Source organism: Geodermatophilus sp. DSM 45219, assembly GCF_900104025.1.
In the GTDB taxonomy this organism is placed as follows: domain Bacteria; phylum Actinomycetota; class Actinomycetes; order Mycobacteriales; family Geodermatophilaceae; genus Geodermatophilus.
The window spans coordinates 474,235-500,780 of sequence record NZ_FNIQ01000002.1; the positions used below are offsets into that span (position 1 = coordinate 474,235).

General features: G+C 74.2%; 28 protein-coding genes. 8 read left to right on the forward strand and 20 right to left on the reverse strand.

The window, feature by feature from the left end; translation table 11 throughout:
• Nucleotides 1–13 precede the first annotated feature (13 nt).
• Nucleotides 14–1,672, reverse strand: coding sequence for an FAD-dependent oxidoreductase (locus tag BLR12_RS07240; protein ID WP_091375534.1), 1,659 nt, complete (start codon nt 1,670–1,672; stop codon nt 14–16).
• A 334-nt stretch (nt 1,673–2,006) separates the two neighbouring features.
• Between BLR12_RS07240 and BLR12_RS07245 the strand changes: the two genes are divergently transcribed.
• The gene (locus BLR12_RS07245) at nt 2,007–2,651 is read left to right on the forward strand and encodes a dihydrofolate reductase family protein (protein WP_091375537.1); all 645 of its coding nucleotides are present in this window, start codon (nt 2,007–2,009) and stop codon (nt 2,649–2,651) included.
• A gap of 279 nt (nt 2,652–2,930) precedes the next feature.
• Here the strand turns inward: BLR12_RS07245 and BLR12_RS07250 are convergent, their stop codons facing one another.
• The gene (locus tag BLR12_RS07250; RefSeq protein ID WP_091375540.1) at nt 2,931–3,692 is read right to left on the reverse strand and encodes a GAF and ANTAR domain-containing protein; all 762 of its coding nucleotides are present in this window, start codon (nt 3,690–3,692) and stop codon (nt 2,931–2,933) included.
• A gap of 295 nt (nt 3,693–3,987) precedes the next feature.
• A complete protein-coding gene (locus BLR12_RS07255; RefSeq protein WP_091375542.1) occupies nt 3,988–4,356 on the reverse strand; it encodes a thioredoxin family protein in 369 nt (122 codons plus the stop codon).
• A gap of 86 nt (nt 4,357–4,442) precedes the next feature.
• Between BLR12_RS07255 and BLR12_RS07260 the strand changes: the two genes are divergently transcribed.
• Nucleotides 4,443–4,790: a UBP-type zinc finger domain-containing protein gene (locus BLR12_RS07260; RefSeq protein WP_091376557.1), complete on the forward strand. Its 348-nt coding sequence runs from the start codon at nt 4,443–4,445 to the stop codon at nt 4,788–4,790.
• Between the two features lie 10 nt (nt 4,791–4,800).
• On the opposite strand, the gene BLR12_RS07265 is transcribed toward BLR12_RS07260, so the two are convergent.
• A complete protein-coding gene (locus tag BLR12_RS07265; protein ID WP_091375544.1) occupies nt 4,801–5,496 on the reverse strand; it encodes a DUF2306 domain-containing protein in 696 nt (231 codons plus the stop codon).
• A gap of 74 nt (nt 5,497–5,570) precedes the next feature.
• Between BLR12_RS07265 and BLR12_RS07270 the strand changes: the two genes are divergently transcribed.
• Nucleotides 5,571–6,290, forward strand: a complete 720-nt coding sequence (locus BLR12_RS07270) for a TetR/AcrR family transcriptional regulator (protein WP_218120573.1) — start codon at nt 5,571–5,573, stop codon at nt 6,288–6,290.
• Here BLR12_RS07270 and BLR12_RS07275 read toward each other — a convergent pair.
• Together BLR12_RS07275 and BLR12_RS07280 are read right to left on the reverse strand one after the other, a co-directional pair.
• Nucleotides 6,272–6,958, reverse strand: a complete 687-nt coding sequence (locus BLR12_RS07275) for a TetR/AcrR family transcriptional regulator (protein WP_218120574.1) — start codon at nt 6,956–6,958, stop codon at nt 6,272–6,274. The genes BLR12_RS07270 and BLR12_RS07275 overlap by 19 nt on opposite strands.
• Before the next feature lie 465 nt (nt 6,959–7,423).
• Nucleotides 7,424–8,815: an MFS transporter gene (locus BLR12_RS07280; protein ID WP_091375549.1), complete on the reverse strand. Its 1,392-nt coding sequence runs from the start codon at nt 8,813–8,815 to the stop codon at nt 7,424–7,426.
• Between the two features lie 238 nt (nt 8,816–9,053).
• Between BLR12_RS07280 and BLR12_RS07285 the strand changes: the two genes are divergently transcribed.
• The gene (locus BLR12_RS07285) at nt 9,054–9,932 is read left to right on the forward strand and encodes a shikimate dehydrogenase (RefSeq protein WP_091375551.1); all 879 of its coding nucleotides are present in this window, start codon (nt 9,054–9,056) and stop codon (nt 9,930–9,932) included.
• Nucleotides 9,922–11,793 (forward strand): sugar phosphate isomerase/epimerase and 4-hydroxyphenylpyruvate domain-containing protein, encoded by a 1,872-nt coding sequence (locus BLR12_RS25510; RefSeq protein WP_304440642.1) that lies wholly within the window; start codon nt 9,922–9,924, stop codon nt 11,791–11,793. The genes BLR12_RS07285 and BLR12_RS25510 overlap by 11 nt, the downstream gene beginning before the upstream one ends.
• A 45-nt stretch (nt 11,794–11,838) precedes the next feature.
• Here BLR12_RS25510 and BLR12_RS07295 read toward each other — a convergent pair whose 3' ends face one another.
• Entirely contained in the window at nt 11,839–12,552 is a 714-nt protein-coding gene (locus BLR12_RS07295) for a dienelactone hydrolase family protein (RefSeq protein ID WP_091375553.1), read from the reverse strand.
• A gap of 162 nt (nt 12,553–12,714) precedes the next feature.
• On the opposite strand from BLR12_RS07295, the gene BLR12_RS07300 reads away from it, so the two are divergent.
• Nucleotides 12,715–14,133, forward strand: a complete 1,419-nt coding sequence (locus tag BLR12_RS07300) for a selenium-binding family protein (protein WP_091376564.1) — start codon at nt 12,715–12,717, stop codon at nt 14,131–14,133.
• 32 nt (nt 14,134–14,165) lie between these two features.
• On the opposite strand, the gene BLR12_RS07305 is transcribed toward BLR12_RS07300, so the two are convergent.
• The 13 genes from BLR12_RS07305 to BLR12_RS23980 form a co-directional block, all read right to left on the reverse strand.
• Nucleotides 14,166–15,194, reverse strand: a complete 1,029-nt coding sequence (locus BLR12_RS07305; protein ID WP_091375558.1) for an ATP-dependent 6-phosphofructokinase — start codon at nt 15,192–15,194, stop codon at nt 14,166–14,168.
• Nucleotides 15,195–15,320: 126 nt separating this feature from the next.
• Complete coding sequence (locus BLR12_RS07310; protein ID WP_176832397.1) at nt 15,321–15,656, reverse strand: STAS domain-containing protein; 336 nt, start codon at nt 15,654–15,656, stop codon at nt 15,321–15,323.
• A 40-nt stretch (nt 15,657–15,696) separates the two neighbouring features.
• Nucleotides 15,697–15,930, reverse strand: coding sequence for a ketohydroxyglutarate aldolase (locus tag BLR12_RS07315; RefSeq protein WP_143018725.1), 234 nt, complete (start codon nt 15,928–15,930; stop codon nt 15,697–15,699).
• 42 nt (nt 15,931–15,972) lie between these two features.
• Nucleotides 15,973–17,208, reverse strand: a complete 1,236-nt coding sequence (locus BLR12_RS07320) for a S8 family serine peptidase (RefSeq protein WP_255363351.1) — start codon at nt 17,206–17,208, stop codon at nt 15,973–15,975.
• 216 nt (nt 17,209–17,424) lie between these two features.
• Nucleotides 17,425–19,071 carry a thiamine pyrophosphate-binding protein gene (locus tag BLR12_RS07325; RefSeq protein ID WP_091375567.1) on the reverse strand — a complete coding sequence of 549 codons (1,647 nt, stop codon included), beginning with the start codon at nt 19,069–19,071 and terminating at the stop codon, nt 17,425–17,427.
• Complete coding sequence (locus tag BLR12_RS07330; RefSeq protein WP_091376571.1) at nt 19,068–19,844, reverse strand: cyclase family protein; 777 nt, start codon at nt 19,842–19,844, stop codon at nt 19,068–19,070. Before BLR12_RS07330 ends, BLR12_RS07325 begins: the two co-directional genes overlap by 4 nt.
• A gap of 56 nt (nt 19,845–19,900) precedes the next feature.
• Nucleotides 19,901–21,583: a PP2C family protein-serine/threonine phosphatase gene (locus BLR12_RS07335; protein WP_255363352.1), complete on the reverse strand. Its 1,683-nt coding sequence runs from the start codon at nt 21,581–21,583 to the stop codon at nt 19,901–19,903.
• A 70-nt stretch (nt 21,584–21,653) separates the two neighbouring features.
• Nucleotides 21,654–21,959 (reverse strand): DUF1905 domain-containing protein, encoded by a 306-nt coding sequence (locus tag BLR12_RS07340; RefSeq protein ID WP_176832398.1) that lies wholly within the window; start codon nt 21,957–21,959, stop codon nt 21,654–21,656.
• A 36-nt stretch (nt 21,960–21,995) separates the two neighbouring features.
• A complete protein-coding gene (gene chrA, locus BLR12_RS07345; protein WP_255363353.1) occupies nt 21,996–23,375 on the reverse strand; it encodes a chromate efflux transporter in 1,380 nt (459 codons plus the stop codon).
• A gap of 14 nt (nt 23,376–23,389) precedes the next feature.
• Nucleotides 23,390–23,989: a YceI family protein gene (locus BLR12_RS07350; protein ID WP_091375576.1), complete on the reverse strand. Its 600-nt coding sequence runs from the start codon at nt 23,987–23,989 to the stop codon at nt 23,390–23,392.
• 123 nt (nt 23,990–24,112) lie between these two features.
• The gene (locus tag BLR12_RS07355) at nt 24,113–24,697 is read right to left on the reverse strand and encodes a crotonase/enoyl-CoA hydratase family protein (protein ID WP_255363354.1); all 585 of its coding nucleotides are present in this window, start codon (nt 24,695–24,697) and stop codon (nt 24,113–24,115) included.
• Nucleotides 24,698–24,906: 209 nt separating this feature from the next.
• A complete protein-coding gene (locus tag BLR12_RS07360; RefSeq protein WP_091375579.1) occupies nt 24,907–25,290 on the reverse strand; it encodes a GIY-YIG nuclease family protein in 384 nt (127 codons plus the stop codon).
• Complete coding sequence (locus tag BLR12_RS23980) at nt 25,290–25,520, reverse strand: MerR family transcriptional regulator (protein WP_143018726.1); 231 nt, start codon at nt 25,518–25,520, stop codon at nt 25,290–25,292. Before BLR12_RS23980 ends, BLR12_RS07360 begins: the two co-directional genes overlap by 1 nt.
• A 191-nt stretch (nt 25,521–25,711) precedes the next feature.
• On the opposite strand from BLR12_RS23980, the gene BLR12_RS07365 reads away from it, so the two are divergent.
• The gene (locus BLR12_RS07365) at nt 25,712–26,281 is read left to right on the forward strand and encodes a GIY-YIG nuclease family protein (protein WP_091375581.1); all 570 of its coding nucleotides are present in this window, start codon (nt 25,712–25,714) and stop codon (nt 26,279–26,281) included.
• Nucleotides 26,281–26,517: a hypothetical protein gene (locus BLR12_RS07370; protein WP_091375584.1), complete on the forward strand. Its 237-nt coding sequence runs from the start codon at nt 26,281–26,283 to the stop codon at nt 26,515–26,517. The genes BLR12_RS07365 and BLR12_RS07370 overlap by 1 nt, the downstream gene beginning before the upstream one ends.
• Nucleotides 26,518–26,546 lie beyond the last annotated feature (29 nt).

The following is a 26,546-nucleotide window of genomic DNA, read 5'->3' on the forward strand; positions in this document are numbered from 1 at the left end:
CTCGCGAGCTCGGTCATCTCTCCTCCAGGTACCGGTGCACCAGCGTGACCGCCATCGCGCCCTCGCCGACGGCCGAGGCGACCCGCTTCACCGAGTCCGCGCGCACGTCCCCGGCGACGAACACCCCCGGCAGGCTGGTCTCCAGCAGGTACGGGTCGCGGTCGGGCTCCCAGCCCGCGGGACGGCGTCCCTCGCGCAGCAGCGCCGGGCCGGTCGGGATGAACCCGCGCTCGTCGCGGACCACCGCACCGTCCAGCCAGCCGGTGCGCGGCGCCCCGCCGATGAAGACGAACAGGTGGCTGGCCGGCAGCGTCTCCTGCTCGCCGGTCCGGGTGTCCTCGACCGTGAGCGCCTCCAGGTGCCCGTCGCCCTGCGCGTGCACCACGGTCGTGCAGGTGCGCACCCCGATCGCCTCGATGCCGGCGATCTGCTCGATCAGGTAGGCCGACATCGACGCCTCCAGCGAGGACCCGCGGACCAGCAGGCTCACCGAGCGGGCGTACCGGGAGAAGAAGACCGCCGCCTGGCCGGCCGAGTTGGCCCCGCCGACGATGTACACGTCGCTGTCGGCGCACTCGGCGGCCTCGGTCACCGCCGAGCCGTAGTAGACGCCGCGGCCGGTCAGGTCGTCGACGCCGTCCACGCCGAGGCTGCGGTAGGAGACGCCGGTCGCCAGGACGACGGCGTGCGCCGCGATCCGCCGGCCGTCGTCGAGGAGCAGCACCCGCTTGGGCCCGTGCGCCTCCAGCGCCACCACGTCGCGGGCCAGCAGCAGCTCGGCGCCGAACTTCACCGCCTGCCGGCGGGCGCGGTCGGCGAGCTGCCCGCCGGAGACGCCGTCGGGGAAGCCGAGGTAGTTCTCGATCCGGCTGCTCTGCCCGGCCTGCCCGCCGGTGGCCTCGCGCTCGACCAGCACGGTGCGCAGCCCCTCGGACGCGCCGTACACCGCCGCACCCAGCCCGGCCGGCCCGCCGCCGACGACCACCAGGTCGTAGAACTCCTCGCGGGCCTCCACCGCCAGGCCGGCGACGGCGGCGAGCTCGGCCTCCGTCGGGCGGCGCAGCACCTGCGCGTCGGCGGTCACCACCACCGGGACGTCGTCCGGGCCGGCGCCCGCGGCGGCGAGGATCCGCCGCCCGTCGGGCTCGTCGACGTTGAACCACCGGTAGGGGACGGCGTTGCGGGCCAGCAGGTCGCGGGCGCGGAAGGACGGCGCCGACCAGCGGTGGCCGACCAGCTTGACGCCGTGCACCTCCGGGTCGGGGGTGTCCCGCCAGGCCTCGAGCATCGCGTCGACGACCGGGTAGAGCTTCTCCTCCGGCGGGTCCCACGGCTTGAGCAGGTAGGAGTCCACGTCGACGACGTTGATCGCCGCGATGGCGGCGTCGGTGTCGGCGTAGGCGGTGAGCAGCGCCCGGCGGGCCCGCGGCACCAGGTCCATCGCCCGCTCGAGGAACTCCACACCGTTCATCTCCGGCATGCGGTGGTCGGCCAGCAGCACCGCCACCGGGTCGCCGCGCAGCTTCAGTTCGCGCAGCGCCTCGAGCGCCTCGGCACCGGAGCCGGCGCGCAGCACGCGGTGGGTCTCGCCGTAGCGGCGACGCAGGTCGCGCGCGACGGCGCGGGACACCGCCGGGTCGTCGTCCACGGTGAGCAGGACCGGTCTGCCCATGGGGTCTCCTGTCCGGCCGGCCCGGGAGGCCGGGGGCCCCGGGCGGCTGTGGCACGGACGGCGTCATCGCCGCTGCAGGGCTCGTCGAGTCCCTGCCCCCCACGCTAGCCCGCAGCGCCGCCGAGGCGACAGCCTCGCCGGGCGGCGGGGTCCGGAGGCCGTGATCGTGACGAACAGCGGCCGCCGCGAGGGCGGCCGCGCCAGCTCCGCCCGGGATGGCCGGACCAGGCACACGGGCAGTCGAGCACGAGGCCGGGTGCCGTCGCAGCGATGAGCCTGCCGGCGCCCACGGGTCTACCTCCTGACCGAGACGACCACTCATCAGGAGCAGGGCATGGGCCTCATCCACATCGAGCTGTTCGCGACCCTCGACCTCGTCGGGCAGGCGCCCGGCGGCCCCGACGAGGACCCGGAGGGGTTCCCGTTCGGCGGCTGGCAGGCGCCCCTGCTGGACGAGGTCGCCGGGGCGCAGGTCGGTGCCGCGTACGAGGGCACCGACGCCCTCCTGCTCGGCCGGCGGACGTACGACATCTTCGCCGCCTACTGGCCGCACCAGGAGGGCGGCCAGGACGACGACATCGCCACGCTGTTCAACCGCGTCCCGAAGTACGTGGCCTCCCGCGGCAGGCCCGACCTCTCGTGGGCCGGGTCCACGCAGCTCGGCCCGGACCTGGCCGGCGCGGTCGGCGAGATCCGGGACCGGCACGAGCACGTGAAGGTCGTCGGGAGCCTCGACCTGGTGCAGACCCTGCTGCGCGAGAAGCTCTTCGACCGTCTGGACCTCTGGGTGCACCCGATCGTGCTCGGCGTCGGGAAGAAGGTGTTCGACGGCGGCGCGGTGCCCACGAACGTCACCCTCCTCGAACCGCCGGTCGCCAGCCCGAAGGGCACCGTGTACCTGCGCTACGGGCTCGCCGATGGCACGCCCGGGACGGGGGACATGAGCGCGCCCGATCGCGGTGCCGGGCGCGACGACTGACGCCGCCCTGCGCCAGGTGGGTTCGTGTCGGCGGTGGATCCGCCAGGTCGCGACCGTGTGGCAGGCCCGTCGCCCGGGCTGGGGCACCAGCGACCGGCCACGGACGCCACGGCTCCACGAGCGCCTCGGCTCCCGGAAACCGGTTGCGTGGGCGTTCACGTACTCGCTCGACGGATAGCGCTGCGGTCCCCAGCCGTCCCCGAGAGGCCGCTCAGGGACGGATGCCCACCTCGGACGGGGGGATGGACGCCGCCCGGGCACGCCGCGTCCTGCCCCCGGTCAGTGGGTCGCCCGCCCGACCGGGTCGGGTGACGAACCCAGCCACCGCGGGAACTCGCCGGTCCGCACGAGGTCGTACGCGATCTCCCTGACCTTGGTGCCGGTGTGCCTCGCCGCCCGAGCCAGGGCCTGCGTCGCCTGCTCGACATTGAGCCCGTAGCGCTCCATGAGGATGCCCTTGGCCTGCTCGACGACCGCCCGCGATTCCACTCTGCGCTCGAGGTGCTCGATCAGGTCGCGAGCTTCCTCGTAGGCGTACATGTTCGTGGCGACCACGGCGGCCTGGCGAGCGAATCGGGTGGCCACCGACCGGCTGTGCTCGTCGAAGGCGTCGGGCTTGCGGGCGTAGACGTTCACCGCCCCGGCGATGCCCTCGTTGATCGGCAGCGGGACCGCCAGCGAGCTGAGGACACCGCGCTCGACGGCGTGCCGGACGTAGTCGGGCCACCGGGTCTCGGCCTGCGCGTCGGCGATCTCGACCAGCTCGCCGGTGCCGGCAGCGTGCAGGCAGGGTCCGTAGCCGCGGCCGTACTGGCTCTCGTCGCAGTCACGGGCCAGCTCGCCGGTGAACGCCACCGTGCTGGGCCTGTCGTTGATCAGCAGGGACACCGACGCCTCCGGGTCGCCGGGCATGACCTCCTTGGCCAGGTCGGCCACCGTCTGCAGCAGGGACCGCATGGAGTGCTCGCGGAGCGTGAGACGGCCCAACCGCTCCAGGGCCTCCACGGGGTCGAGGGGTTTCGACGGCTCGGTGCTCGACATGGCGTCGACCTCCGGTCATCCAGCGGACGACCTCGGCTCCAGGACCCCGCGAGCCGGGGCCGGTGCTCGGGTACGCCGCCGGAGGGACGCACGAGGAGCGCGGCCTGCCCGACGCCCGGGCCCACGCTACCGCCGCCAGCAGGCGGCGCGACTTAACGGGCGCGCGGACGGCGGCCGGTGCCGGGCTGAGCGGACCCTCGGACGACTCCCGTCGCCGAGCGTCCGGACGCGCGGTGCCGAGCAGGTGAGGGCCCCTGCACCCAGCGGCTCGCCCGAGTGCCGCTGCAGGAGGTGTTCAGACCCGGCGGACCGGCTCGGGGAAGGTCTCGCGCACCGCGGCCATGTCCAGCTCGCGGATCGTGGCGATGAGCAGCTCGACGGAGTCCGCCGGCAGCCAGCCCGGCTCGGCGAACACCGGCACGCCGTCGCGGAAGACCATGAGGCTCGGCGCCCGCTGCACGCCGACGGCGGCTGCCAGCGCCGGCTGGGCCTGCAGGTCGACGCGGGTGAAGCGCAGGTCGGGGTGCCGTGCGGCCGCGGCGTCGAAGACCTCGGCGAACGCGCGGCTGGAGCCCGACGCGGCGTCGCGGAAGTCGACGAGCACGATGCCGTCGGCCTGCGTCACCGCGGCGAAGTCCTCCCCGGTGAGGCTCGTCGTCCCCATGCTGACCTCCGTCCCCTCGACCGAGTGTGCCCCGCCTGCCGCGCGACGGCTTCCGGGGAGCGGGCCCCGTCCCTACCGTGACCGTCGTGGACGCTGCTGCTGCGATCGACCCCTCGGTGCCGCCCAGCGGAACCGGCTGCGTGGAGTGCGACGCCACCGGAGGCTGGTGGTTCCACCTGCGGCGCTGCGCCGCGTGCGGGCACGTCGGCTGCTGTGACAGCTCGCCGTCGCGGCACGCCCGCCGGCACGCCGCCGAGACCGGGCACCCGGTCATCCGCAGCTTCGAGCCCGGGGAGCGCTGGTTCTGGAACTTCACCCGGGACGAGGTCGTCGCCGGCCCCGAGCTCGCGCCGCCCGCGCACCACCCGCTCGACCAGCCGGCGCCGGGGCCGCGCGGCCGGGTGCCCGTGGACTGGCAGTCCCGGCTGCACTGAGTCCGTCGGCTCAGCCGACCTGCTCGGCCGCCACTGGTGGAGCCGGCGGACGCGGCGAGGGGATGGACCGGACCGGCTTGGCGGGCCGACGTCGGAGCGCCCACTCCGTCACCGCCAGGTTGAGCACCCAGCCGGCGAGCATCAGCAGCACCCGGGGGTGTCCGCTCGGCTGACCGACCAGCAGCATCCAGGGCAGGTGGGTCAGGACCTGGGTGCCGGCACCCAGACCGATCGCGTAGCCGCGGGCCATCCAGGCGCGGTGACCCGCTGCGTCCCGACGCCGGATCGCGGCGACCCCGAGCACGATGCAGCCGGCCATCGCGACCCCGAAGACGAGCCGGATCGGCGTCAGCAGCACGTCGTCGACGGGCGGGCGCGCGAAGGACAGCGTCATCCAGACGCCCGACAGCGCGGCGGCCAGACCGCACAGGACGAGCAGCCGCCCGGCAACGCGGTGCCAGCCGGGCCGCCGGCGACGGAAGCCCGGAGCGAACTGGAAGGCCCCGAGCAGGCAGTAGACGGTGGCGCCGACGACGTGCACCAGGACGGAGACCGGTGAGGCGAGGAACCGGGCGTTGTCAGCCGTGACCTCCGCCCCGCCGGTGAGCTCGGTGACCCGGGCCGCTCCGGCGAGCACCGGGACGACGCTCAGCAGGACCAGCCCGACGGGGACCAGCCACTGCCGGGGAGTGCTCGAGGAGGTCACGGGCGTCGCCCCTTCGTGGCGCTGGGCGTACGGCGTACACCTCGATGCCGCGACCGTAGGTGTACGGTGTACACGTGTCAAGCCCCGCGCCGCGACCGCGGCTCAACCGGGACCGGGTGCTGCACGCCGCCGTTGCGCTCGCCGACGAGAACGGCATCGAGGCGCTGAGCATGCGGTCGCTGGCGCAGCGGATCGGCGTGGTCCCCATGGCGCTGTACAAGCACGTGGCGAGCAAGGAGGAACTGCTCGACGGCATGGTCGACGTCATCGTCGGCGGCATCGACCTCCCGACACCCGGCGCCGACTGGAAGGCCGCGGTGCGGGAGCGCGTGCTCTCCGCCCGGGCCTCGCTGCTGCGGCACCCCTGGGCGTCGCAGGTCATCGAGTCGCGCACCTCGGCCTCACCGGTGGTGCTCGACCACATGGAGTCGCTCGTCGGCCTGTTCCGGGCGGGCGGCTTCTCGGTCGATCTCACCCACCACGTGATGCACGCCCTCGGCACCCGGATGTGGGGCTTCACCCAGGAGGTCTTCCCCACGCCGGCCCGACCTGCGGACCCCGACGCCCGAGCGGCGGCGCTCGGCCGGTTCGCTGCGCGCTACCCCCACATCGTCGAGATGGCCACGGCCGGGTCCCACGACGAGGGGTCGGCGGTCGGCGGTGGCTGCGACGACCAGTTCGAGTTCGAGTTCGCACTCGACCTGCTGCTCGACGGCTTCGAGCGGCTCCACCGGCAGGGCTGGACCCGCGCGGGCCGCACCGGGGAGCGGAGGTCTCAGCGCGCGGTGAGGTAGGCGACGACGAGGTCGCCGAGCATCCGGCGCTGCTGGTCGCGCCGCTCGGGGTCGAGCATGTCCCGGCCGAAGAGGGCGCGCCACGTGTACCGGTTCGCCGTCCGGTAGATGCAGAAGCCGCTGATCACCTGGTGCACGTCGAGCGCCTCGACGTCGCCCCGGAAGACGCCGGCCTCCCGTCCGCGGGCGAGGATGCGCCCGAGCACGTCGAGCGCGCGGGTGTTCAGGTTCTGCAGCCGCTCGGAGCGGGCGATGTGCTCGGCGCGGTGGATGTTCTCGATGCTGACCAGCCGGATGAAGTCCGGGTGCGCCTCGTGGTGGTCGAAGGTCAGCCCGGCCAGCGCGCGGATGGCGTCGACCGGGTCCAGGTGCTCGACGTCGAGCCGCTGCTCCAGGCCGCGGATCCGGCTGTACGACCGCTCCAGGACGGCGACGTAGAGCTGCTCCTTGCCGCCGAAGTAGTAGTAGATCATCCGCTTGGTCGTGCTGGTCTTGGCGGCGATCTCGTCGACCCGCGCCCCGGCGTAGCCCCGGTCGGCGAACTCCTTGGTGGCCACGTCGAGGATCTCGGCGCGGGTGCGCTCGGCGTCCCGCTGCCGCGGCGGATCGGGCACGGCTGCCACCGGGTCGACGGGCTCGTCGGGCAGCGGCTGGGCGGCGGAGGACACGGCTGCGCACCCCTTCACGTCGGTGGACTGGTCCCGAGCCTAGGACGGCCGCCGGTGCTGCCCGGCGCCCGGCAGGTCGACCGCTCCCCGTGCGCGCCGATCGGCTCGGCCTCGCCGCGACGACGGCGGCTGCCTCCGCCAGCCCCCGCCGATGACCTCCGGGCCCGGGCGGGGCTCGGGCTGTGGCGGCGGTGGTGCCCGGTGAGCAACGGGACGCCGTCCGCCTCGGCCGCCTCGACCAGTCGGGTGGCGGCCTCGACCGTGTCGCCGAGGGGCTCCTCCACCAGGGTCGGCACCCGCGGCGACGCACTCCAGGCCGCCCTCGACGTGGCGCCGGCCGATGGGGCCGGCACCGGCCAGGGCGATCCGCACACCGCCGGATGTCCCGGTCACGTCGCCTCCTGACGTCAGGAGAGCCGGTGGCCGGGCCGACAGGGGTCGGCCCGGCCACCGGGTGGAGCTGTCTCAGAGCGAGGCGCGGATGCGCTCGTACTCCTCGCGCGGCACCACCGGGGCGTCGTCGCGGCCCAGGTCGTCCATGTGCACCCGATGGGTCTCCCGGGCCGACCAGGCGGCCGTCGCCGCGATGATCCCGATGCCGAAGGTGAAGCTGCCGACGATGAGCGGCACGTTGGACTCGGGCGGGGCGACGATCGCGTAGAGAGTGGGCAGGAACGCGGTGATCATGGTGCCCAGGTTCTGCGAGACCGCGAAGGCCGTGACGCGGGTGCGGGTCGGGAAGAGCTCCTGGTAGAACGCCGGGAAGACCGCGTTGTAGCCCTGGTAGACCACACCCCACATCAGGATCGCCAGGACGAAGGCCAGCGTCACGTTGTCCTGGCTGATCGCGTACAGGTAGGCGAAGGACAGCGCCGTCGAGCCGAGAGCGCCGACGATGATGCAGGGCCGCCGGCCGATGCGGTCGGACAGGTTCCCGACGAACGGGATCAGCAGCACGGCGACCGCGTTGCCCACCACGGAGATCCACAGGTAGGTGCCGGTGTCGAAGCCGACGCCGTACGTCTCGTTGGTGGCGTAGGTGGCACCGAACACGGTGGTCGCCACCGGGACAGCGTTCATCAGCGCCATGCAGATCACGCGGAGCATGTCGCTACCGCTCTCCCGGACCGCCTGGACGATCGGGGCCTTGGGCACCTCGCCGTGCGCGGCCTCCTCCTGGAAGGCGGGGGTCTCGTCGACACGGCGCCGGATGACGTAGCCGGCGACGACCACGAGGGCGGACAGCAGGAACGGGATGCGCCAGCCCCACGACAGGAACTGGTCCTCGGGGAGCACGGCCGCCAGCGGCAGGAACACCGCGGCGGCGAGGATCTGCCCGGCCTGCACGCCCTGCAGGGTGTAGCTGGCGTAGTAGCCGCGCCGCCCGAACGGCGCGTGCTCGACGATCATCGCGCTGGCGCCGGAGATCTCGCCGCCGACGGCGAAGCCCTGGATCAGCCGTAGCACCACGAGCAGCGCCGGGGCCAGGATGCCCACCTGCTGGTACGTGGGCAGCAGCGCCACGAGGAACGTGGACACGCCCATGAGGAGCATGCACAGCACCAGCACGTTCTTGCGCCCGTGCGTGTCACCCCAGTGGCCCAGCACGAACGCGCCGATCGGCCGGGCCACGTAGCCCACCCCGAAGGTGGCCAGCGAGATGATGATGCCGATCTGCGGATCGGTCTCCGCGAAGAAGATCGTCGGGAACACCAGGGCGGCGGCCTGGGCGTAGATGAAGAAGTCGTAGTACTCCAGCGCGCTGCCCATCCAGCCACTGGCCGCGGCCTTCTTGGGCGTCTTCCTGAACTCGCTGGGCTCGTGCGAGCCGGGGGGCTCGACCACTGCGTCGCGCATCGGGTCCTCCTACAACAGGGGTGCGCCGGCGGGCGCGGGGACGGCGGTGCTCGGTGCGGAGAGCGAGCGCGGTGACCGGCACCACGTCCGCAATGAACTAATTGGTACATTAGGGTGGCGTGGAGCACAAGCCCCGGTTCGCGGGCGGTCGTGGACCACGGGGAGAGGCTGGCGCGGGGCCGTCGGATGTGGTCTGCTGCACAACAACTCACCAGTTGGTACATAAGGGGGCGGATCCGTGACGGGCGATGGGCAGGGTTTCCTGGTCGGTCTGGTCGGCAGCGGCATCGGCCCCTCGCTGTCCCCACCGCTGCACGAGCGCGAGGCCGACGAGCTGGGTCTGCGCTACCTCTACCGGCGGCTGGACCTCGACCGGCTGCGGAAGCCGGCGTCGGCGATCGGCGAGATCCTCGCCGCCGCCCGGCTGGCCGGCTACGACGGGCTCAACGTCACGCACCCCTGCAAGCAGCTGGTCCTCGAGCACCTCGACGACCTCTCCCCCGACGCGGCCGCCCTCGGTGCGGTGAACACCGTCGTCCTGCGGGACGGCCGGGCCGTCGGGCACAACACCGACTGGTCGGGCTTCGCGCGGGCCTTCGACCGGGGCCTGCCCGAGGCCGCCCTCCGGCAGGTGGTGCTGCTGGGCGCCGGGGGCGCCGGTGCCGCCGTGGGGCACGCGCTGCTCACCCTCGGCACCGGCCGGCTGACCGTCCTGGACGTGGACGGGCAGCGCGCGGGCGAGCTCGCCACGTCGCTGGGCGAGCGCTTCGGCGCCGCCCGCGCGGAGGGCGGCGACCTGGGCGTCCTGCCCGCGGCGCTGGCCCGCGCCGACGGGCTGGTGCACGCCACCCCCACCGGCATGGCCGCCCACCCGGGCCTGCCGCTGGACGCCGAACTGCTGCGCCCGGACCTGTGGGTGGCCGACATCGTCTACCGGCCGCTGGAGACCGCACTGGTGCGCACCGCCCGCGAGCTGGGCTGCCGGGTGCTCGACGGCGGCGGCATGGCGGTGTTCCAGGCCGTGGACGCCTTCCGGCTGTTCACCGGCGTCGAGCCGGACGCCGACCGGATGCTGGCCCACTTCACGACGCTGGTCTCCGACGTCCGTGTCGACTGAAGCGCTGCGCCGGGCGATCGCGACCGTGTGCCTCTCCGGCACCCTCGAGGACAAGATCGCCGCTGCCGCGGCCGCCGGGTTCGACGGCATCGAGGTCTTCGAGCCCGACCTGGTCGCCTCCCCCTGGTCACCGGCCGAGCTGGCCGCCCGCTGCGCGGACCTGGGCCTGGCGATCGAGCTCTACCAGCCCTTCCGCGACCTGGACTCCACCGACCCCGGCCGGTACGCCCGCAACCTGCGCCGGCTGGCCCGCAAGTCCGACGTGATGGCCGCGCTCGGCGTGGACACCGTGCTGGTCTGCTCCTCGGTCGCCCCGGACGCCGTCGCCGACCCCGACCTGCTCGCCGAGCAGCTCGGCACCGCCGCCGCCCAGGCGGCCGGGCGCGGTCAGAAGATCGCCTACGAGGCCCTGGCCTGGGGCCGGCACGTCTCGACCTGGGAGGCCAGCTGGGACGCCGTCCGCCGCGCGGACTCCCCCGCCCTCGGGCTGTGCCTGGACAGCTTCCACGTGCTCTCCCGCGGCGGGGACCCGGCCGGTTTCGCCGCCGTCCCCGGGGAGAAGCTGTTCTTCCTGCAGCTGGCCGACGCCCCGCGGCTGGCCATGGACGTGCTGCAGTGGAGCCGCCACCACCGCCTCTTCCCCGGTCAGGGCGCCTTCGACCTGCCCGGGTTCGTCGCCGCCGTGCTCGCCGCGGGCTACGCCGGGCCGCTGTCGCTGGAGGTCTTCAACGACGTCTACCGGCAGGCCGACCCGGCCCGCACGGCGGTCGACGCGATGCGCTCGCTGCAGTGGCTGGAGGAGTCCCTCGCCCTGCGCGCGCCGGAGACCGGGCTGACCTCGCCGCCGGCCGCGCCCGCGCTGTCGGGCTGGTCGTTCACCGAGCTCGCCGTCGACGGCGTCTCCGGGCCCGAGGTCGCCGGCGTCCTGGCCGCGCTCGGGTTCACGCACACCGGGCAGCACCGCTCCAAGCCGGTGCAGCTGTGGGAGCAGGGCCCCGACCCCGAGCACCGGGCGCGGGTGCTGCTGAACGCCTCCGTCGTCCGCCCGGCCGGGGCCGGGGTCGCCTCGGTCGCCGCGCTGGGCCTGGAGAGCGCCGACCCCGGGCGCTCGGCCGCGCGCGCGGAGGCGATGAGCGCGCCGGTGCTCCCGCGCACCCGGGGCGCGGCCGAGGCCGAGCTGTCGGCGGTCGAGGCCCCCGACGGCACGCAGGTCTTCTTCACCCGCACCGTCCCCGACGGCTGGCCGGCCGACTTCCTGCCCACCGGGGAGCCACCGGGACCGGGCGCGGGCATCACCGGCGTCGACCACGTGGGACTCACCCAGCCGTTCGACTCCTTCGACGAGGCCGGGTTGTTCTACCGGGCGGTGCTGGGGCTGGAGGCGCAGGAGGTCACCGAGCTGGCCGCGCCGTTCGGGCTGGTGCGCACCCGCGCGGTCACCGATCCGGCCCGCGCCGTCCGGCTGGCGCTCAGTGCCGCCACCCTGCGCCGGGGCGACTGGGCGCCGGGCGTGCCGGAGCCGCAGTACGTCGCCTTCGCCACCGACGACCTGGTCGCCACCGCGGCGCGGCTGCGCGCGGCCGGGGCACCGCTGCTGCCGATGCCGGCCAACCACGCCGACGACCTCGAGGCCCGCTTCGACCTGCCGGCCGAGGTGCTGGCCGCGGTCCGCGAGCACGGCCTGATGTACGAGGAGGACGACCGCGGCGGCTACCTGCACCTGGCCACCGAGGTGCTCGGCGACCGGGTGTTCGTCGAGGTCGTGCAGCGCCTCGGCGGCTACGACGGCTACGGCACCGCCGACGCGCCGGTGCGGATGGCCGCGCACCGCCGGCGCCGCCAGGCGGTCCACCCGCGCTGACCGCCCTCGGCCGGCCCCACGAGCTGCATCGCGGACGGCTACTGCTCAGCCGGAGCGCAGGTGGGTGTCCAGGAAGCGCAGGATCCGGCCCCAGGCGTCCTCGGCCGAGGGGTGGTGGTAGCTGAACCCGGCCACCCGCTCCAGGACGGCGAACGGCCCGCTGTCGTGCCGGTTCATGAACGAGTGCCCCGCACCGGGGTACTCGTGGACGTCGTGCGGCACGCCGTGCTCGGTGAGGACCCGCTCCAGCCGCCGCGCCGCGCCTCGGAAGGCCGGGTCCTTCCGCCCGTAGCTGGCCACCACCGGGCAGGCACCGGCCAGCACCTCCCGCGCGTTCTTCGGCACCAGCCCGTAGTTGGGCGCCGAGACGTCGAAGCCGCGGGTGGCACCCAGCAGCGCGAAGCCGCCGCCCATGCAGAACCCGAGGACGCCGACCCGCCCCGTGCAGTCCGGCCGGCCGGCCAGCCAGCCGCGGGCGGCCTCCAGGTCCCCGAACGCCGGACCGTCCTGGCGCAGCATGTCGCCGAAGGTGCGCTTCAGGCAGCGGACGGCGCCCCCCGCGCTGAACAGGTCGGGCGCGACGGCGAGGTAGCCGGCCGCGGCCAGGCGGTCGGCCTGCTCGCGGGTGTCGTCGGTCAGCCCGAAGGCCTCGTGCACGACCACCACGCCCGGCCACGGCCCCTCCCCCACGGGCGGGACGGCGAGGTGCGCGCGCAGCTCGGGCGCGCTGGCGCCGCCGGGGATGGTCGTCTCGGGCACGGGATCCCCCGTCGTCGGCCGGGTCGGAGCACCGGACGCTACCCAGCGGGCCCGCACCCGGCAGCGCGAGCCGCGGACACACCGGGCGTCGTGCAGCGAGGGCTTCCCGGGGACTGCCGGGCACGGGAAGGTCGGGGCTCCCGCCAGTCCTGGAGGCCGATGATGAGCAACCCGACGCGGATGGACCCCACCTTCTACCGGAGCGCCGCCGAGGCGATCGCCGCCCCGACCGAACAGCTGGCCTACGTGGTCGCGTTCGACCGCGCCGGGGAGAGGCCCGACGCGCTCACCGTCGTCGACACCGACGCGGACTCACCCACCTACGGGCAGCTGGTCGGCTGGGCCGAGCTGCCCACCGTCGGCGACGAGCTGCACCACTTCGGCTGGAACGCCTGCTCCAGCGCGCTGGCGCACGAGGGCCACGACATGGGGCACGACGGGCTGCAGCGCCGCTTCCTGCTGCTGCCCGGCCTGCGCAGCTCCCGCATCCACGTCTACGACACCCAGCCCGACCCCCGGTCGCCCCGGCTGCACAAGACGATCGAGGCCGAGGAGCTGGCGGAGAAGGCCGGCTACTCACGGCCGCACACGCTGCACTGCGGGCCGGACGGCGTCTTCCTCACCTGCCTCGGCGGCACCGCCGACGGCGAGGGCCCCGGCGGGATCGCCCTGCTCGACCACGCCACCTTCGACGTCCTGCGGGCGTGGGAGACCGACCGCGGCCCGCAGTACCTGGCCTACGACGCCTGGTGGCACCTGAACCAGAACACCCTGGTCTCCAGCGAGTGGGGCACCCCGGCGATGGTGGAGGACGGGCTGGTGCCCGAACTGCTGCTGGGCAACCGGTACGGCCACCGGCTGCACTTCTGGGACCTCGCCGAGGGCCGGCACGTGCAGGAGGTCGACCTCGGCCCCGAGCACCAGATGGTGCTGGAGCTGCGGCCCTCCCACGACCCGGACGCCACGTGGGGGTTCGTCGGGGTCGTCGTCTCGACCGCCGACCTGTCGGCGTCGGTGTGGCGCTGGTCCCGCGACGGCGAGGAGTGGACGGCCGAGAAGGTGATCACGATCCCCGCCGAGCCCGCCGACCCGGACGACCTGCCGCCGGCGCTCAAGCCCTTCTCGGCGGTGCCCCCGCTGGTCACCGACATCGACCTGTCGGTCGACGACCGGATGCTCTACGTGTCCTGCTGGGGCACCGGCGAGCTCAAGCAGTACGACGTCTCCGACCCGTCGGCGCCGCGGGAGGTGGGCTCGGTCCACCTCGGCGGCATCGTCCGGAGGACCGCGCACCCCGCGGCGCCGGGCGAGCCGCTGGCCGGCGGACCGCAGATGGTGGAGGTCAGCCGCGACGGGCGGCGGATCTACGTCACCAACTCGCTGTACGGCGCCTGGGACGACCAGTTCTTCCCCGACGGGTGCGGATCCTGGATGGCGAAGATCGACACCGATCCGCAGGCCGGCGGGCTCACCCTCGACGAGCGGTTCTTCCCGCACGGCCAGGACTGGCGGGGCCTGCGGCCGCACCAGGTGCGGCTGCAGGGCGGGGACGCCTCCTCCGATTCGTACTGCTACCGCTGACGGGCTGGAACGGCCGCCCTGGAGGGGGCCGTTCAGCCGGTGAAGGCGAGGGTCTCCGCGAGCCGGGTGGGCGTCACCGTCTTCAGCCGGGCGACGGCGTCGGCCAGCGGCACCAGCTCGATCTCGGTGCCGCGCAGGGCGACCATCCGGCCGACCTCGCCGGCGTGTGCGGCGATGGTGGCGTGCAGGCCGAAACGGGTGGCCAGCACGCGGTCGAAGGACGTCGGGGTGCCGCCGCGCTGGACGTGCCCGAGCACCGTCGTCCGCACCTCCTTGCCGGTGCGCGCCTCCAGCTCCTCGCCGAGCTGCTGCGCGACGCCGGTGAACCGCTTGTGCCCGTACTCGTCCACGCCGCCGTCGCGGATCAGCATCGTGCCGGGGACCGGCTGGGCACCCTCGGCGACCACGCCGATCACGTGCGAGTCACCGCGGGCGAACCGGTCCTCGACGATCTTCGCCACCTCCGCGACGTCGAAGGGCTCCTCGGGCACCAGCGTGAGGTGGGCGCCGGCGGCCAGGCCCGCGTGCAGCGCGATCCAGCCGGCGTGCCTGCCCATGACCTCCACCAGCAGCACCCGCTGGTGGGACTCGGCCGTGGTGTGCAGCCGGTCGATCATCTCGGTGGCGATGCTGACCGCGGTGTCGAAGCCGAAGGTCAGGTCGGTGCGGTCGATGTCGTTGTCGATGGTCTTCGGGATGCCGACCACCGGGACCCCGGCCTCCGACAGCAGGTGCGCCGCGGTGAGCGTGCCCTCGCCGCCGATCGGGATGAGCACGTCGACGCCGTGGGCGGCCAGCACGTCCGTCATCACGTCGAGACCGGCGTGCAGCTTCTCCGGCGCCACCCGGGCCGAGCCCAGCGTCGTCCCGCCGCGGGTGAGCAGGCCGTCGACGGCGGCGACGTCCAGCGGCGTCGTCCGGTCCTCCAGCAGGCCGCGCCAGCCGTCGCGGAAGCCGATCACCGAGCTGCCGTACTGGGTCGCCGCGGTGCGGACGACCGAACGGATGACGGCGTTGAGGCCGGGGCAGTCGCCCCCGCCGGTCAGGATCCCGATGCGCACCGGGCAGCTCCTCTGGTCGTGGCGGAGCGCCCGACGATACGTCATGACGACATGATGACGGCGCGACACGTCGGCGGCCGCGTCGCCGGCCGAGGCCGCGGAGGCCACGACCCGGCGGCGGAACCCTCAGAGGTGGCCGTCCTCCACGGCGAAGAGGACCGAGATGCCGGCCAGGTCCAGCACCTTGCGGAACCGCGGCGAGGCCGACCGCAGGACCGCCGGCCGGCCGTCGCGGGCCGCGGACTGCGCCCAGCGCACCAGCAGCGAGAGCCCGGTCGAGTCGATGTAGCCCACCGCGGCCACCTCCACCGCGACCAGCTCGCGCTCGTCCAGGCCGTCCGCGCGCATCCGCCGCACCAGGGGCTCGTCGACGTCCCCGGACAGGTGCAGCACCGGGCCGGCGTCCTCCCGCACCACCCGGAACGCACCGCTCGGCGGCTCGTACCCGGGGCTCAGGCGCACGCCGACCACTCTGACCGGCCGCCGCCGCCGCGACAAGCGATCACTGGACCGGCGCATCCGGAGGGGGGAGCTGCACGCGACGGGCCTCCTCCACCGAGGCCACGCCGTCGACCCGCAGGACCGACAGCGGCCGCCCGGGAGGCAGCTGCCCGGTGATCACGCCCACCTCGTGGAGCACCTGCTCCACCAGCAGGCCGAGCTCGCGCAGCGACGCCGCCACCTCCCCCACCCGGCCCAGGTGGGCGTCGTCGACGGTGACGATCACGGCGGTCACCCGCGCACGGTAGCCCCGCACCGCGCGGGGCGGGGCGCGTCGTCACCGCGGCGCGAGCGGCAGCCCCGAGCCGACGTCGACCGACGGGAGGTCCAGTCGCCGGGCGGCCCGGTCCAGCGCCCACCACAGGTCCCGCCCCCGCAGGCCGGTCTCCTCGGCCCACAGCGCGGCCAGGCCGGCGACGTGCGGCGTGGCCATGCTGGTCCCGCTGATCGTGTCGTAGCGCGTCGGCATCGGCCAGGACGAGTAGACGTCGACCCCGGGCGCGGCCAGGTCGACCTGCCCGCCCGGGACGGCGGTGCTGCGGGCGGAGAACCAGGCGACCGCGAGGTGGGCGTCCAGCGCACCGACCGCGAGGACGTCGGGGCTGTTCGCCGGCGCGCCCACGAAGCCGACCTCGCCCGAGCCGCGGTCGGCGTTGTTGCCCGCCGCCGCGACGATGAGCGACCCCTGGTCGAGCGCGCGGCGACCGGCGGCCGTGTAGGCGGGACTGGGCTCCGGGGTGTCGGCGCCCAGTGACATCGAGATGACCTGGCACTGGTTGCGCACCGCCCAGGCGATGCCGGCGAGGATCTCCGCGTCGGTGCCCGAGCCCTCGTCGCTGAGCACCTTGCCGACGAAGACCTCGGTCTCCGGTGCGACGCCGTAGCCGCGGGCGCCCGGCAGGGTGCGCGGTCCGCAGGCCGTGCCCACGCAGTGCGTGCCGTGCCCGTGCCCGTCCTGCGCGGACTGGCCCGCGACGAAGGAGGTCGCGGTGAGCGCCCGTCCGGCGAGGTCGGGGTGGGCGAGGTCGACACCGGTGTCGAGCACGGCGACCCGAATCCCCCGCCCGGTGCGCGGCGAGGACACGGCCTCGGTGGCCAGCAGGCCCCAGGTGTGCTCCGGGGTGTCCGCGAACACGGGTGCGCCGGGCGAGGGGGCCTCGCCGGCCTCCAGCAGCCGCGCGGTGAGGTCGGCGACGCCGTCCCGGTACCCGGCGAGGTAGCCCTCGGGGACCTCCGGCAGCACGTGGTGCACCAGCTCGGGGGTCACGGCGAGCACCGACGGGTCGCCGGCGAGCTGCTGCGGGTCGACGCCGGCCACCGCGAGGCCGAGCCCGGGGAAGACGACGGCGTCCGCCTGCCGCAGCGCCCTCGCGTCGGCGTCCGGGCCCTCGACGTCGCGCGAGTCGGCGACCTCGGTGACCCCCGCGAGCCGGCGCAGCGTGGCCGCGGCGTCCGCCTCGGGGTCGGCGAACACCACCACGGAGCGGCCGGTCGTCGGGGCCGGCACGGGCACGCCGGGGCGGCCCCGTCCCGGACCGCCTCCGGCCGTCGGTCGTCCGATCACGGCTGCCTCCTCGTCCGGCCCGGACCTCCCGGTGCCGGAAGCCATCGTCACCCGGCGCACTGCCGCCCGCACGCTGGGCAACCGATGCCGTGAGCACCGCGCGGGCGGCCTCCCTGCAGGGTCCCGCCGCGAGCTCGCGAGTGGCGGGGGGCAGGGAGGTCCTCGTCAGTGGCCGCGGAACGCCTCCGCCAGCCACCACGACGGCTCCTCGGACGCCACCTTCGCGTCCACCAGCAGCGGCGCGTCCCGCGGACCGCCGACCCACGCGGCCACCCCGGCCAGGTCGCCGGGCGCCCGCACGGTGACCGCCGCGAAGCCGTGGCCGCGGGCGATCGCGGCGAAGTCGGTCTCCGGGAAGCGGACGGTGTCCAGCGGGTGGCCGTCCGGGCCGAAGTGGTGCACCTCGGCGCCGTAGGCCGCGTCGTCGTAGACCACGACCACCATGGGCAGGCCGAGCCGGACGACGGTCTCCAGCTCCGCGGCGCCCATCAGCGCGCCGCCGTCCCCGAGCGCGGCGACCGTCAACCGGTCCGGGCGGGCCAGCGCCGCGCCGATCGCGGTGGCCAGCCCCAGCCCGACCGACTGGAAGGCCTGGGTGAAGCAGGAGCCCTGCTCGTCCGGGACGTCGAGGAACGCGCTCGGCCAGCCCATGAAGTTGCCCGAGTCGACGGCGACCACGCGCTCGGCCGGCAGCAGGTCGTCCAGCCCGATCGTCAGCGTGCGCGGGTCGATCCGGCCCGGGACGGCCGCCGCGGTGAACGGCACGTCGCGCCAGCGCACCCGCTCGGCGATCGCCGTCCGCACCTCGCCGGTCCGGTAGCCGGGGGCGGCCTCCTCCCCCAGCGCGGCCGCCACGGCCTCCGCCGTCGCCCGCACGTCGCCGACCACCCCCACGGCGACCTCGCGGTGCGCGCCGATCGCGGCCGGGTCGTCGTCGACCTGGGCGACCACCGCGCCCTCGGCGACCAGCCGGCCGTGCCGCATCGTCCACATGTTGAGCGCGCAGCCCCAGCCCACCACCAGGTCGGCACCGCCGATCAGCTCGGCGGCCAGCGGGGAGGCGAAGCCGCCGGAGACGCCCAGCGACCACGGGCTGCCGGCGAACAGGCCCCGCGCCACCGCGGAGGTGGCCAGCAGCGCGCCGCACCGCCCGGCCAGCGCCTCCAGTGCTCCCCGCGCCCCGGGTCCCCGGGCTCCGCGGCCGGCCACGAACACCGGGCGCCGGGCCGACCGCAGCGCGGCCACCAGCCGGTCGACGTCCCCCGCCCCGGGTGGCCCGGGGGCGGGCAGCTCCGGCGGCGCGGAGGGCACGGGCAGCTGCTGCGCCTGCACGTCCAGCGGCAGGTTGAGCAGCACGGTGCGCCGACCGTGGACGGCGGTGCCCACGGCGGTCGCCACCTGCTCCAGCGCCCCGGCGGCCGAGGTGACCCGCATCGGGACCGCGCCCACCGCGGCGGCCAGCGCGGCCTGGTCGACGGCGAAGTTCGACAGCGGCGAGCTCGCCTCGGCGGCCAGCACGACCAGCGGCGTGCGGCTCTTGGCCGCCTCGGTGACGCCGGTCAGCGCGTTGGTGAGCCCGCAGCCCTGGTGCAGGGTCAGCACGGTGGGCCGGCCGGTCATCCGCGCGTGCGCGTCGGCCATCGTCGCGGCACCGCCCTCGTGCCGGGCGGCGACGAAGCGGGCCCCGGCGGCGACCATCGCGTTGGTGACGACGAAGTTGCCCGACCCGACGACGCCGAAGGCGGTGTCGACGCCGCAGCCCACCAGGGCCGCGCCGACCGCCTCGGCGACGGTGGTGCTCCGACCGGTCACCCCCGCTCGACCAGGGCCAGCACCCGCGCCGGGGAACCCGACCCGGAGACGATCGGCAGCGGCGCGGCCACCAGCAGCACCCCCGTCGGCGGCAGCTGCGCCAGGTTCTGCAGCTGGGTGAGCCCGTACTTGCCGCTGCCCATGAGCGCCGCGTGGCAGGGGAACGGCGGGTCGAAGGAGTGCGCGGCGCCGGCGTCGGTGCCGACGGTCTCCACGCCCAGGCCCACCACCGGGGCCTCCTCGGCCAGCCAGCGGGCGCACTCCGGGGAGATGCCCGGCGTGTGCGGGCCGGTCTCGTCGGCGTTGAGGAAGTCCTGCTGCGACTCGCCGCGGGCGTCCCAGCCGGTGCGGTACAGCAGCCAGCCGCCCTCGGGCAGCAACCCGTGCTCACCCTCCCAGGCCCGGACGTGCTCGACCTCGAGCAGGAAGTCCGGATCGGCGGCGGCCTCGGCGGAGAAGTCCAGCACGACGGCCGGGGCCACCAGCCGGGCCGCCGGCACCGAGGCGACGTCGTCCCCGTCGGCGCCGGTCACCCAGTGGTTGGGGGCGTCGAAGTGCGTGCCGGTGTGCTCGCCGGTGCGGAAGTTGTTCCAGTACCAGGCGGGCCCGCGGTCGTCGTACCGGCTGAGCTCCTCCAGCTCGAAGCGCGCGGTCTGCGCGAACTGCGGCGGGAGCGCGATGACCGGGGTCTGCGCCGACAGGGGGGCGGTGAGGTCGACGACCTCGATGCTCCCGCCGGCCAGCGCGGCGGCGAACGCGGACAGGGTCGACATCGGCGGGTCCTCCACGGGCTCGGGGTGCGGCGCGCAGAGCATGCCGCACGCCCGGGTCAGGAGGCCTGTGCGGGTCCGCCGTCCTGGGGGTGGCAGCGGACGGCGACGATCGCGACGTCGTCCTCCGGCCGGCGCCCGACGATCCGCTCGATCAGCGCGTCGCACAGCCGGTCCACCGGGACCGGGCCCAGCTCGCGCACCGCGGCGACCAGCCGGTCGGTGCCCTCGTCGATGCCGGTGCGGCCCTGCTCGACGAGCCCGTCGGTGTAGAACAGCAGCGTGTCGCCGGCGGACACCTCGGCCACCGCGTCGGTGCGCGGGCGGGTCGACTCCGCGCCCAGCAGCGTCTGCGGCGCCGCCTCCAGCGTCTCCACCCGGCCGTCGCCGTGCAGCAGCAGCGGCGCCAGGTGCCCGGCCGAGGACCACCGCAGCACCCGCCGCCCGGTGCCGGCCAGCTCCGGCGGCTGCTCCAGGCGGGCGATGAGCGCGGTCGCCAGGGTGCCGATGCGCAGGCCGGTGAGCGCCGCGTCGACCCGGGTGAGCACCCGCGCCGGCTCCTCCTGCCGGTCGTAGGCGATGCCGCGCAGGATGCTGCGCACCTGCCCCATCGCCGCGGCGGCGTCGACGTTGTGGCCGACGACGTCCCCGATGACCAGCAGCGTCGCGCCGTCGGGCTGCTGGAAGGCGTCGTACCAGTCCCCGCCGACGTGCAGCGTGCTCGACGCCGGCAGGTAGCGGACCGCGATCTCCAGGTCGTCGGGCTGCGGCGGCGGGGTGAGCAGGCTGCGCTGGAGCGTCTCGGCGACGGCCAGCTGCCGGCCGTACAGCCGGGCGTTGTCGATGGCCAGCGAGGCCCGGCGGGCCACCTCGACGGCGGTGGCGATCTCCATCTCCCCGTGCGGCGGCCGGGCCGAGGTGTTCACCAGCGCGAGGACGCCGAAAGTCTCCGCCCGCGCACGCAGCGGGACGACGGTGATCGAGGTGGAGTCCAGCCGCTCCCACGCGGCCCGCACCTCCTCGTCGTCGCCCAACGCGGGCTCGACCAGGGCCGGGTCGATCACCGGCAGGTGGATCGGCTCGCCGGTGAGCAGCGCGGTCGCCATCGGGTTGTCCTCGTTCGCCGCCCGGACCCTCCGGCTGAGGTAGAGGTCCAGGTCGCCCAGCCGGGTCGGGTCGCGGTGCGCCCGTCCCTCGTCGGCGGGGGCGCCGTCGTCGCCCAGCACGGTCACCAGGGCCCAGTCGCACAACCGGGGGACGACGAGGTCGACCAGCGTGGCCACCGACTCGGCCGGGTCCAGGGTGCTGGTCATGGCCTCGCTGACCTCGGCGAGGAAGCGCATCCGGTCGTACTCGGCCGCCTCCGCCGCCGGGTCGGCCGCGCCGTCGGGCACCGGGCCGACGCTGCGCCGCAACGAGACGTGCAGCTGGTCGTCCACCCGCTCCGCGGTCGCGTCGAGCCAGCACCCCGCGGGCGGGTAGAAGCCCCGCCAGGTCACCCGCTCGCCCAGGCTCCGGGCGTGCAGCAGGAAGCTGTGGAAGATGGTGCCGGCGAACTCGGGCAGCGCGATCCAGATGTTGCGGCCGGTCAGTTCCTCGCGCCGGCGGCCCAGCAGGTCGGCGGTCGCCTGGTCGACCGCGACCAGCGTCCAGTCGCCGTCGAAGACCGCGAGCGCGGGCGGCCGGCCGCTCGCCGCCTGCGGCCGGGGGACGACCGCCGAGGGCACCGTCGCATCCCTCACGTCGTCCCCCGCCTCCCCGTCGTCTGCAACCGCCGTTGACGGAGGGAGGGTACGCCGGGGGCGGCCGGCCTCAGCCGAGGCGCTCCTCCAGGTGCACGGTCACGTCGTCGCCGGCCTCCTTGCCGATGGCCCGGCGCACGTCGGCGGCCACCGGCAGCTTGTGCGTGCCGTCGCCCAGGGCCATGAAGGAGCTGCGGAAGGGGTGGCCGTCGATGGTGCCGCGCACCTTGACCAGGCCGCGGGTGCCGAAGAACTCCGCCGAGCCGGGCATCTGCACGTAGGTCCAGCCGCCGGGGGCGGCGGTGCTGCGCTGCAGCGGAGCGGTGAACGCGGTGTCCAGCGGGCCGGTGCGCGACGGACGGGGAGTCGTGGTCATGCCCGTCCGACCGCCGGCCGCCGCCGGACTCATCGCTCAGCCGACGGGCAACCCGGCGAGCCCCGCGGCCAGGCCGAGCAGCGCGCAGACGCCGAGGGTGCGCAGCACCGACCAGCGCAGCCGGAACAGCAGGACGGCGGCGACCGCCGCGATGGCCAGCGGGACCGGCCGGAGGGTGCCGAGGTCGGGCAGCTCGAGGTGCAGCGGCCCCCGGTCGACGTCGAGGGTCCGGGAGAACAGCGTGTGGACGGCGAAGTAGACGCCCAGGTTCGCGATCACCCCGACCACTGCCGCGGTGATCCCGGTGAGCGCCGCCGACAGCGACCGGTTGCCGCGCAGCCGTTCCATGTAGGGCGCCCCGAGCAGCACGAACAGGAAGCTCGGCACGAAGGTCACCCAGGTGACCAGCAGCGAGGCCAGGACGGCGGCGGCCCACGGGTCGAGCGCCCCCGGGTCGCGGTACGCGCCGAGGAACGCGACGAACTGCACGACCATGATCAGCGGCCCGGGGGTGGTCTCGGCCAGCGCCAGCCCGCGCACCATCTCCCGCGGGCCCAGCCAGCCGTACGTCTCCACCGCCTGCTGGGCCACGTAGGCCAGCACCGCGTAGGCGCCGCCGAAGGTCACCACCGCCGCGCCGGAGAAGAACAGCCCCTGCTGCGTGAAGACGCTGCCCAGCCCGGTCAGCAGCGCCACCGCGGCCACCGGCACGCCCCACACCAGCAGCCCGGCGGCCAGCACCCGCAGCGTGCGCCTGGTCGTCGGCGCCTCGGTGTGCAGGACGTCGTCGCTGACCACCGGCGGCGGCCCGTCGTCCCCCGCCCCGGCGGCGGCCTCCTGCGGCAGCGCCGCCCGCCGCCACCGGCCGAGCGCCCACCCGGCCACCCCGGCCAGGGCCACGACCACCGGGAACGGGACGCCGAACAGCGCCAGCGCGAGGAACGCCGCGACCGCGATGGCGACCAGCGCGCCGCTGCCCAGCGCCCGCCTCGCGACCCGCTGCACCGCCTGCGCGACGATCGCCAGCACCGCCGGGGCGAGGCCGGCGAAGACCGCGAGGACGGCGGTGGTGTCGCCGAACGCCACGTAGACCGCCGAGAGCACCAGCAGCGCGAGGACCCCGGGGAGCACGAACAGGCCGCCGGCGACCAGCCCGCCGCGGGTGCCGTGCAGCAGCCACCCGACGTAGGTGGCCAGCTGCTGCGCCTCGGGGCCGGGCAGCAGCATGCAGTAGTTCATCGCGTGCAGGAACCGGCGCTGGCCGATCCACCGCCGCTCGTCGACGAGCGTGCGCTGCATGACGGCGATCTGCCCGGCCGGGCCGCCGAAGGTCTGCAGCGAGATGAGGAACCAGGCCCGCACGGCGGTGCGGAACGGGACGACGGTCTGCCCCTGGGCAGGCGGATCGCGGTCCACGGCTGGCCCCTCCCTCAGGAGACGCGGACCGCGGAGACGTCGAACTCGATCTGGATGCGGTCGCTGACCAGCACGCCGCCGGTGTCGAGCGGGGTGTTCCAGGTCAGGCCCCAGTCGCTGCGCTTGATGGCGAGCGCGCCCTCGAAGCCGACCCGGGTGTTGCCGAACGGGTCCTTCGCCGAGCCGGTCAACGTGAAGTCCACCGACACCGGACGCGTGGCGTCCCGGATGGTCAGGTCGCCGGTGACCGCGTAGGTCTCCGCGTCGACCTGCTCGACGTCGGTGGAGACGAACAGGATCTCCGGGTACGTCTCGGCGTCGAGGAAGTCCGCCGAGCGCAGGTGGGCGTCACGGTCGGCGGTGCCGGTGTCGATGCTCGCCGTCCGGATCCGCAGCGTCACCCAGCTGGCCGCCGGGTCGGCCACGTCGAGGCGCGCCGTCCCGGAGAAGTCGGTGAACGACCCGCGCACGGTGGTCACCATGGCGTGCCGGGCGCGGATCCCGATGCGCGTGTGAGCGGCGTCGACCTCGTAGTCCCCGGTGACGTCGACGAGCGCGCTGGTGCCTGCGTCGAAGTCGGTGGGGTCCGCGTCAGGTGCCCGGTGCTTGCCCACGGTGGCCCTCCCTCCCCCTGTACGCACCCCATCCTGGCGGATCGTGTGCGGCACGGACACGCCAGGGTCCCGCAGCGGGCGGTTGCGCAGGCCGCGACCGTCGGGGCCGTGCGGCCGGGTGCCTCAGCGGCCGCGCCAGACCGGGGGGCGCTTCTCGGCGAAGGCGGCCGCGCCCTCCCGCGCGTCCTCGCCGGCGAACACCGGCGCGACCAGCTCGGCCTGCCGCGCCCAGCCCTCCGCGGTGGTCCAGTCGGCGCTGCCGCGGGCCACCGCCTTGGTCACGGCCAGGGCGAGCGGCCCGTTCGCGGCGACCCGGGCGGCCAGCTCCAGCGCCCCGTCGAGTGCCCCGCCCTCGGGTGTGAGCCGGTTGACCAGCCCGACGTCGGCGGCGCGCCGTGCGTCGATCGGGTCGCCGGTCAGCAGCATCTCCATCGCGACGTTGGCCGGTACCCGCCGCGGCAGCAGCAGGGCGCCACCGCCGGCGGCGACCAGCGCGCGCGTGACCTCGGGCACCCCGAAGCGGGCGGTCTCGGCGGCCACCACGAGGTCGCAGGCGAGCACCAGCTCGATGCCGCCGGCCAGCGCCCAGCCCTCGACGGCGGCGACCATCGGCTTGCGCGGCGGGGTCTGGGTGATGCCGCACAGCCCACGGCCCTCGATGGCGGGGGTCTCGCCGCGCAGGAAGGCCTTGAGGTCTGTTACGGGCACAGGACTCATCCTGCCTGGTCCACGGCCGAGACGCCAGGGGTGCAGCTCCCCTGCCGATGGCCGCCACACAGTCACGCTCCGCCGGGTAGGATGGTCGGTGCCGAGTGCTCCTCGGTTGGTGATGGTGGCAGGAATTGCGTTCTAGCTGGGACGCAAGAAAGGGACCCTGGTGGCCGGCGGCGGCTACCAGGGTCTCTTTGCGTTGCTGGTTAGATACCATGCGCAATCGAAGATATCGGCCGCTTTCTTAGCTTGCCAAAGTAGTGGGTCTCGGTGATTGCGCGCTCGAAGAACTCCTCAAAGGTTGGCATCGGGTCGTCATTGTTGTGGCTGCGGTTGTAGATCGGCCTGTGCTGCTTGATCAGGCCCATTCCCCGGTACAGCGCGGTGGCTCTCCCTCGAACGGTTTCGGTCTCCAGAGTCAGCTCTTCTCGCCACCAGGGCTTAAGCCATCGGTGTTGATCTAATCGCTGCTTCAAGTGTCGACTGGTGCCTACGTAGATCACCCTGTCCGCCTGGTTTCGGTACAGGTAGACCGTGTATTCCGGTAGTTCGGCGCCGGATAGGTGCTCGATGTTCTCGGTGGCCTCCATCAGTTCCTGCCCTTCCGCACGGGACCGGTGGCGGGTCGCATTACGGGCAGTGCGTCGATCTCTCGGATGTCGAAGAGCGTGTTGTACCCGTTGTCTGCCTTGTACCTGTGAAGCTTCCCTGCATTGACGGCCCGGTCGAGGGTCACAGGGGTCACACCGATGCGCTTGGCGGCGTCTTTCTTGGCGATCAGGTACTTCGTGTCGGGCATGTCGGGCTTCTTGCTGGTCATGGTGGGTGTGTCCTTCGTGGGGTGGTTGAGTTGACTACGGTCTAGCTTACCAGTATGGAGCACCGTGATCCAACAGGTTGCGGCGTCGCTCCTGGAGGAAGTTCACCGAGGCGGCTTGGCACAGTTGAATCATCGTGTGCTATGGTATTCCCAGCAGCAACGAAATCCATCACCCAGAATGGACAGAGACAATGGCCAACACCAACACCGCCACCGCCGAGCTTCGTCCCTACACCGTTTACGTCCTGTACGTGGATGGAATCAGCGTTCCGTCTTACGTCGGCCGAACGGTTATGACGGTGACCAAGCGCCTCAATGCACACCGAAACGAGGCCCGAAAGGGATCGCCTTATCCGGTTCATGAGTGGATGCGGCGAATGAAGGAGGCGGGGAAGACTGTTCAGGCACTTCCGGTCTACACCGCTCTGAGCCGCACCGAAGCCGATGCCGTTGAGTGCTTCATCATCGCCGAGTACCGGGCGATGCACGTCCCGATTGCGAATGTCGCCGACGGTGGCTCCGGAACCGCTGGCGTCATCCCCTCGGCCGAGTCGCTCAAGAAGCGCAGCGAGGCACAGAAGGGACGGAAGCGGCCTCCTCGGAACGCTGAATGGTGTGCCCGTATCTCCGCGTCCAAGCTCGGCACCACCCACACCGAGGAGACCCGCCGCCTGATCTCCGAGCGCACCAAGGCAGGCATCGCCGCCGCCAGGGCTCGCAAGGCCGCCGAGGCTGCCGGCCCCGACGCCGAGGCCGCCTGATGAGCGCCGACTACGCCAGCAAGTTCCGAGACCTCGACAACTTCATGGATCGGGTCGGAGACATTCTCGCCCACCTGGCCATCATGGATTCTCGGCTCACCACCCGCGCATTTCGCATCAGCGACAAGCACCGCCGAGGCGAGGACCGACGAAGAATGGCGGGACAGAAGGCCGATGCCAGGTTCGACGTAGCGGAGATCCAGCAGTACCCCGACGTGGTTCTCGGGGTCATCTGAGCCACACCGTTCCACCTCATCCTAGGGCA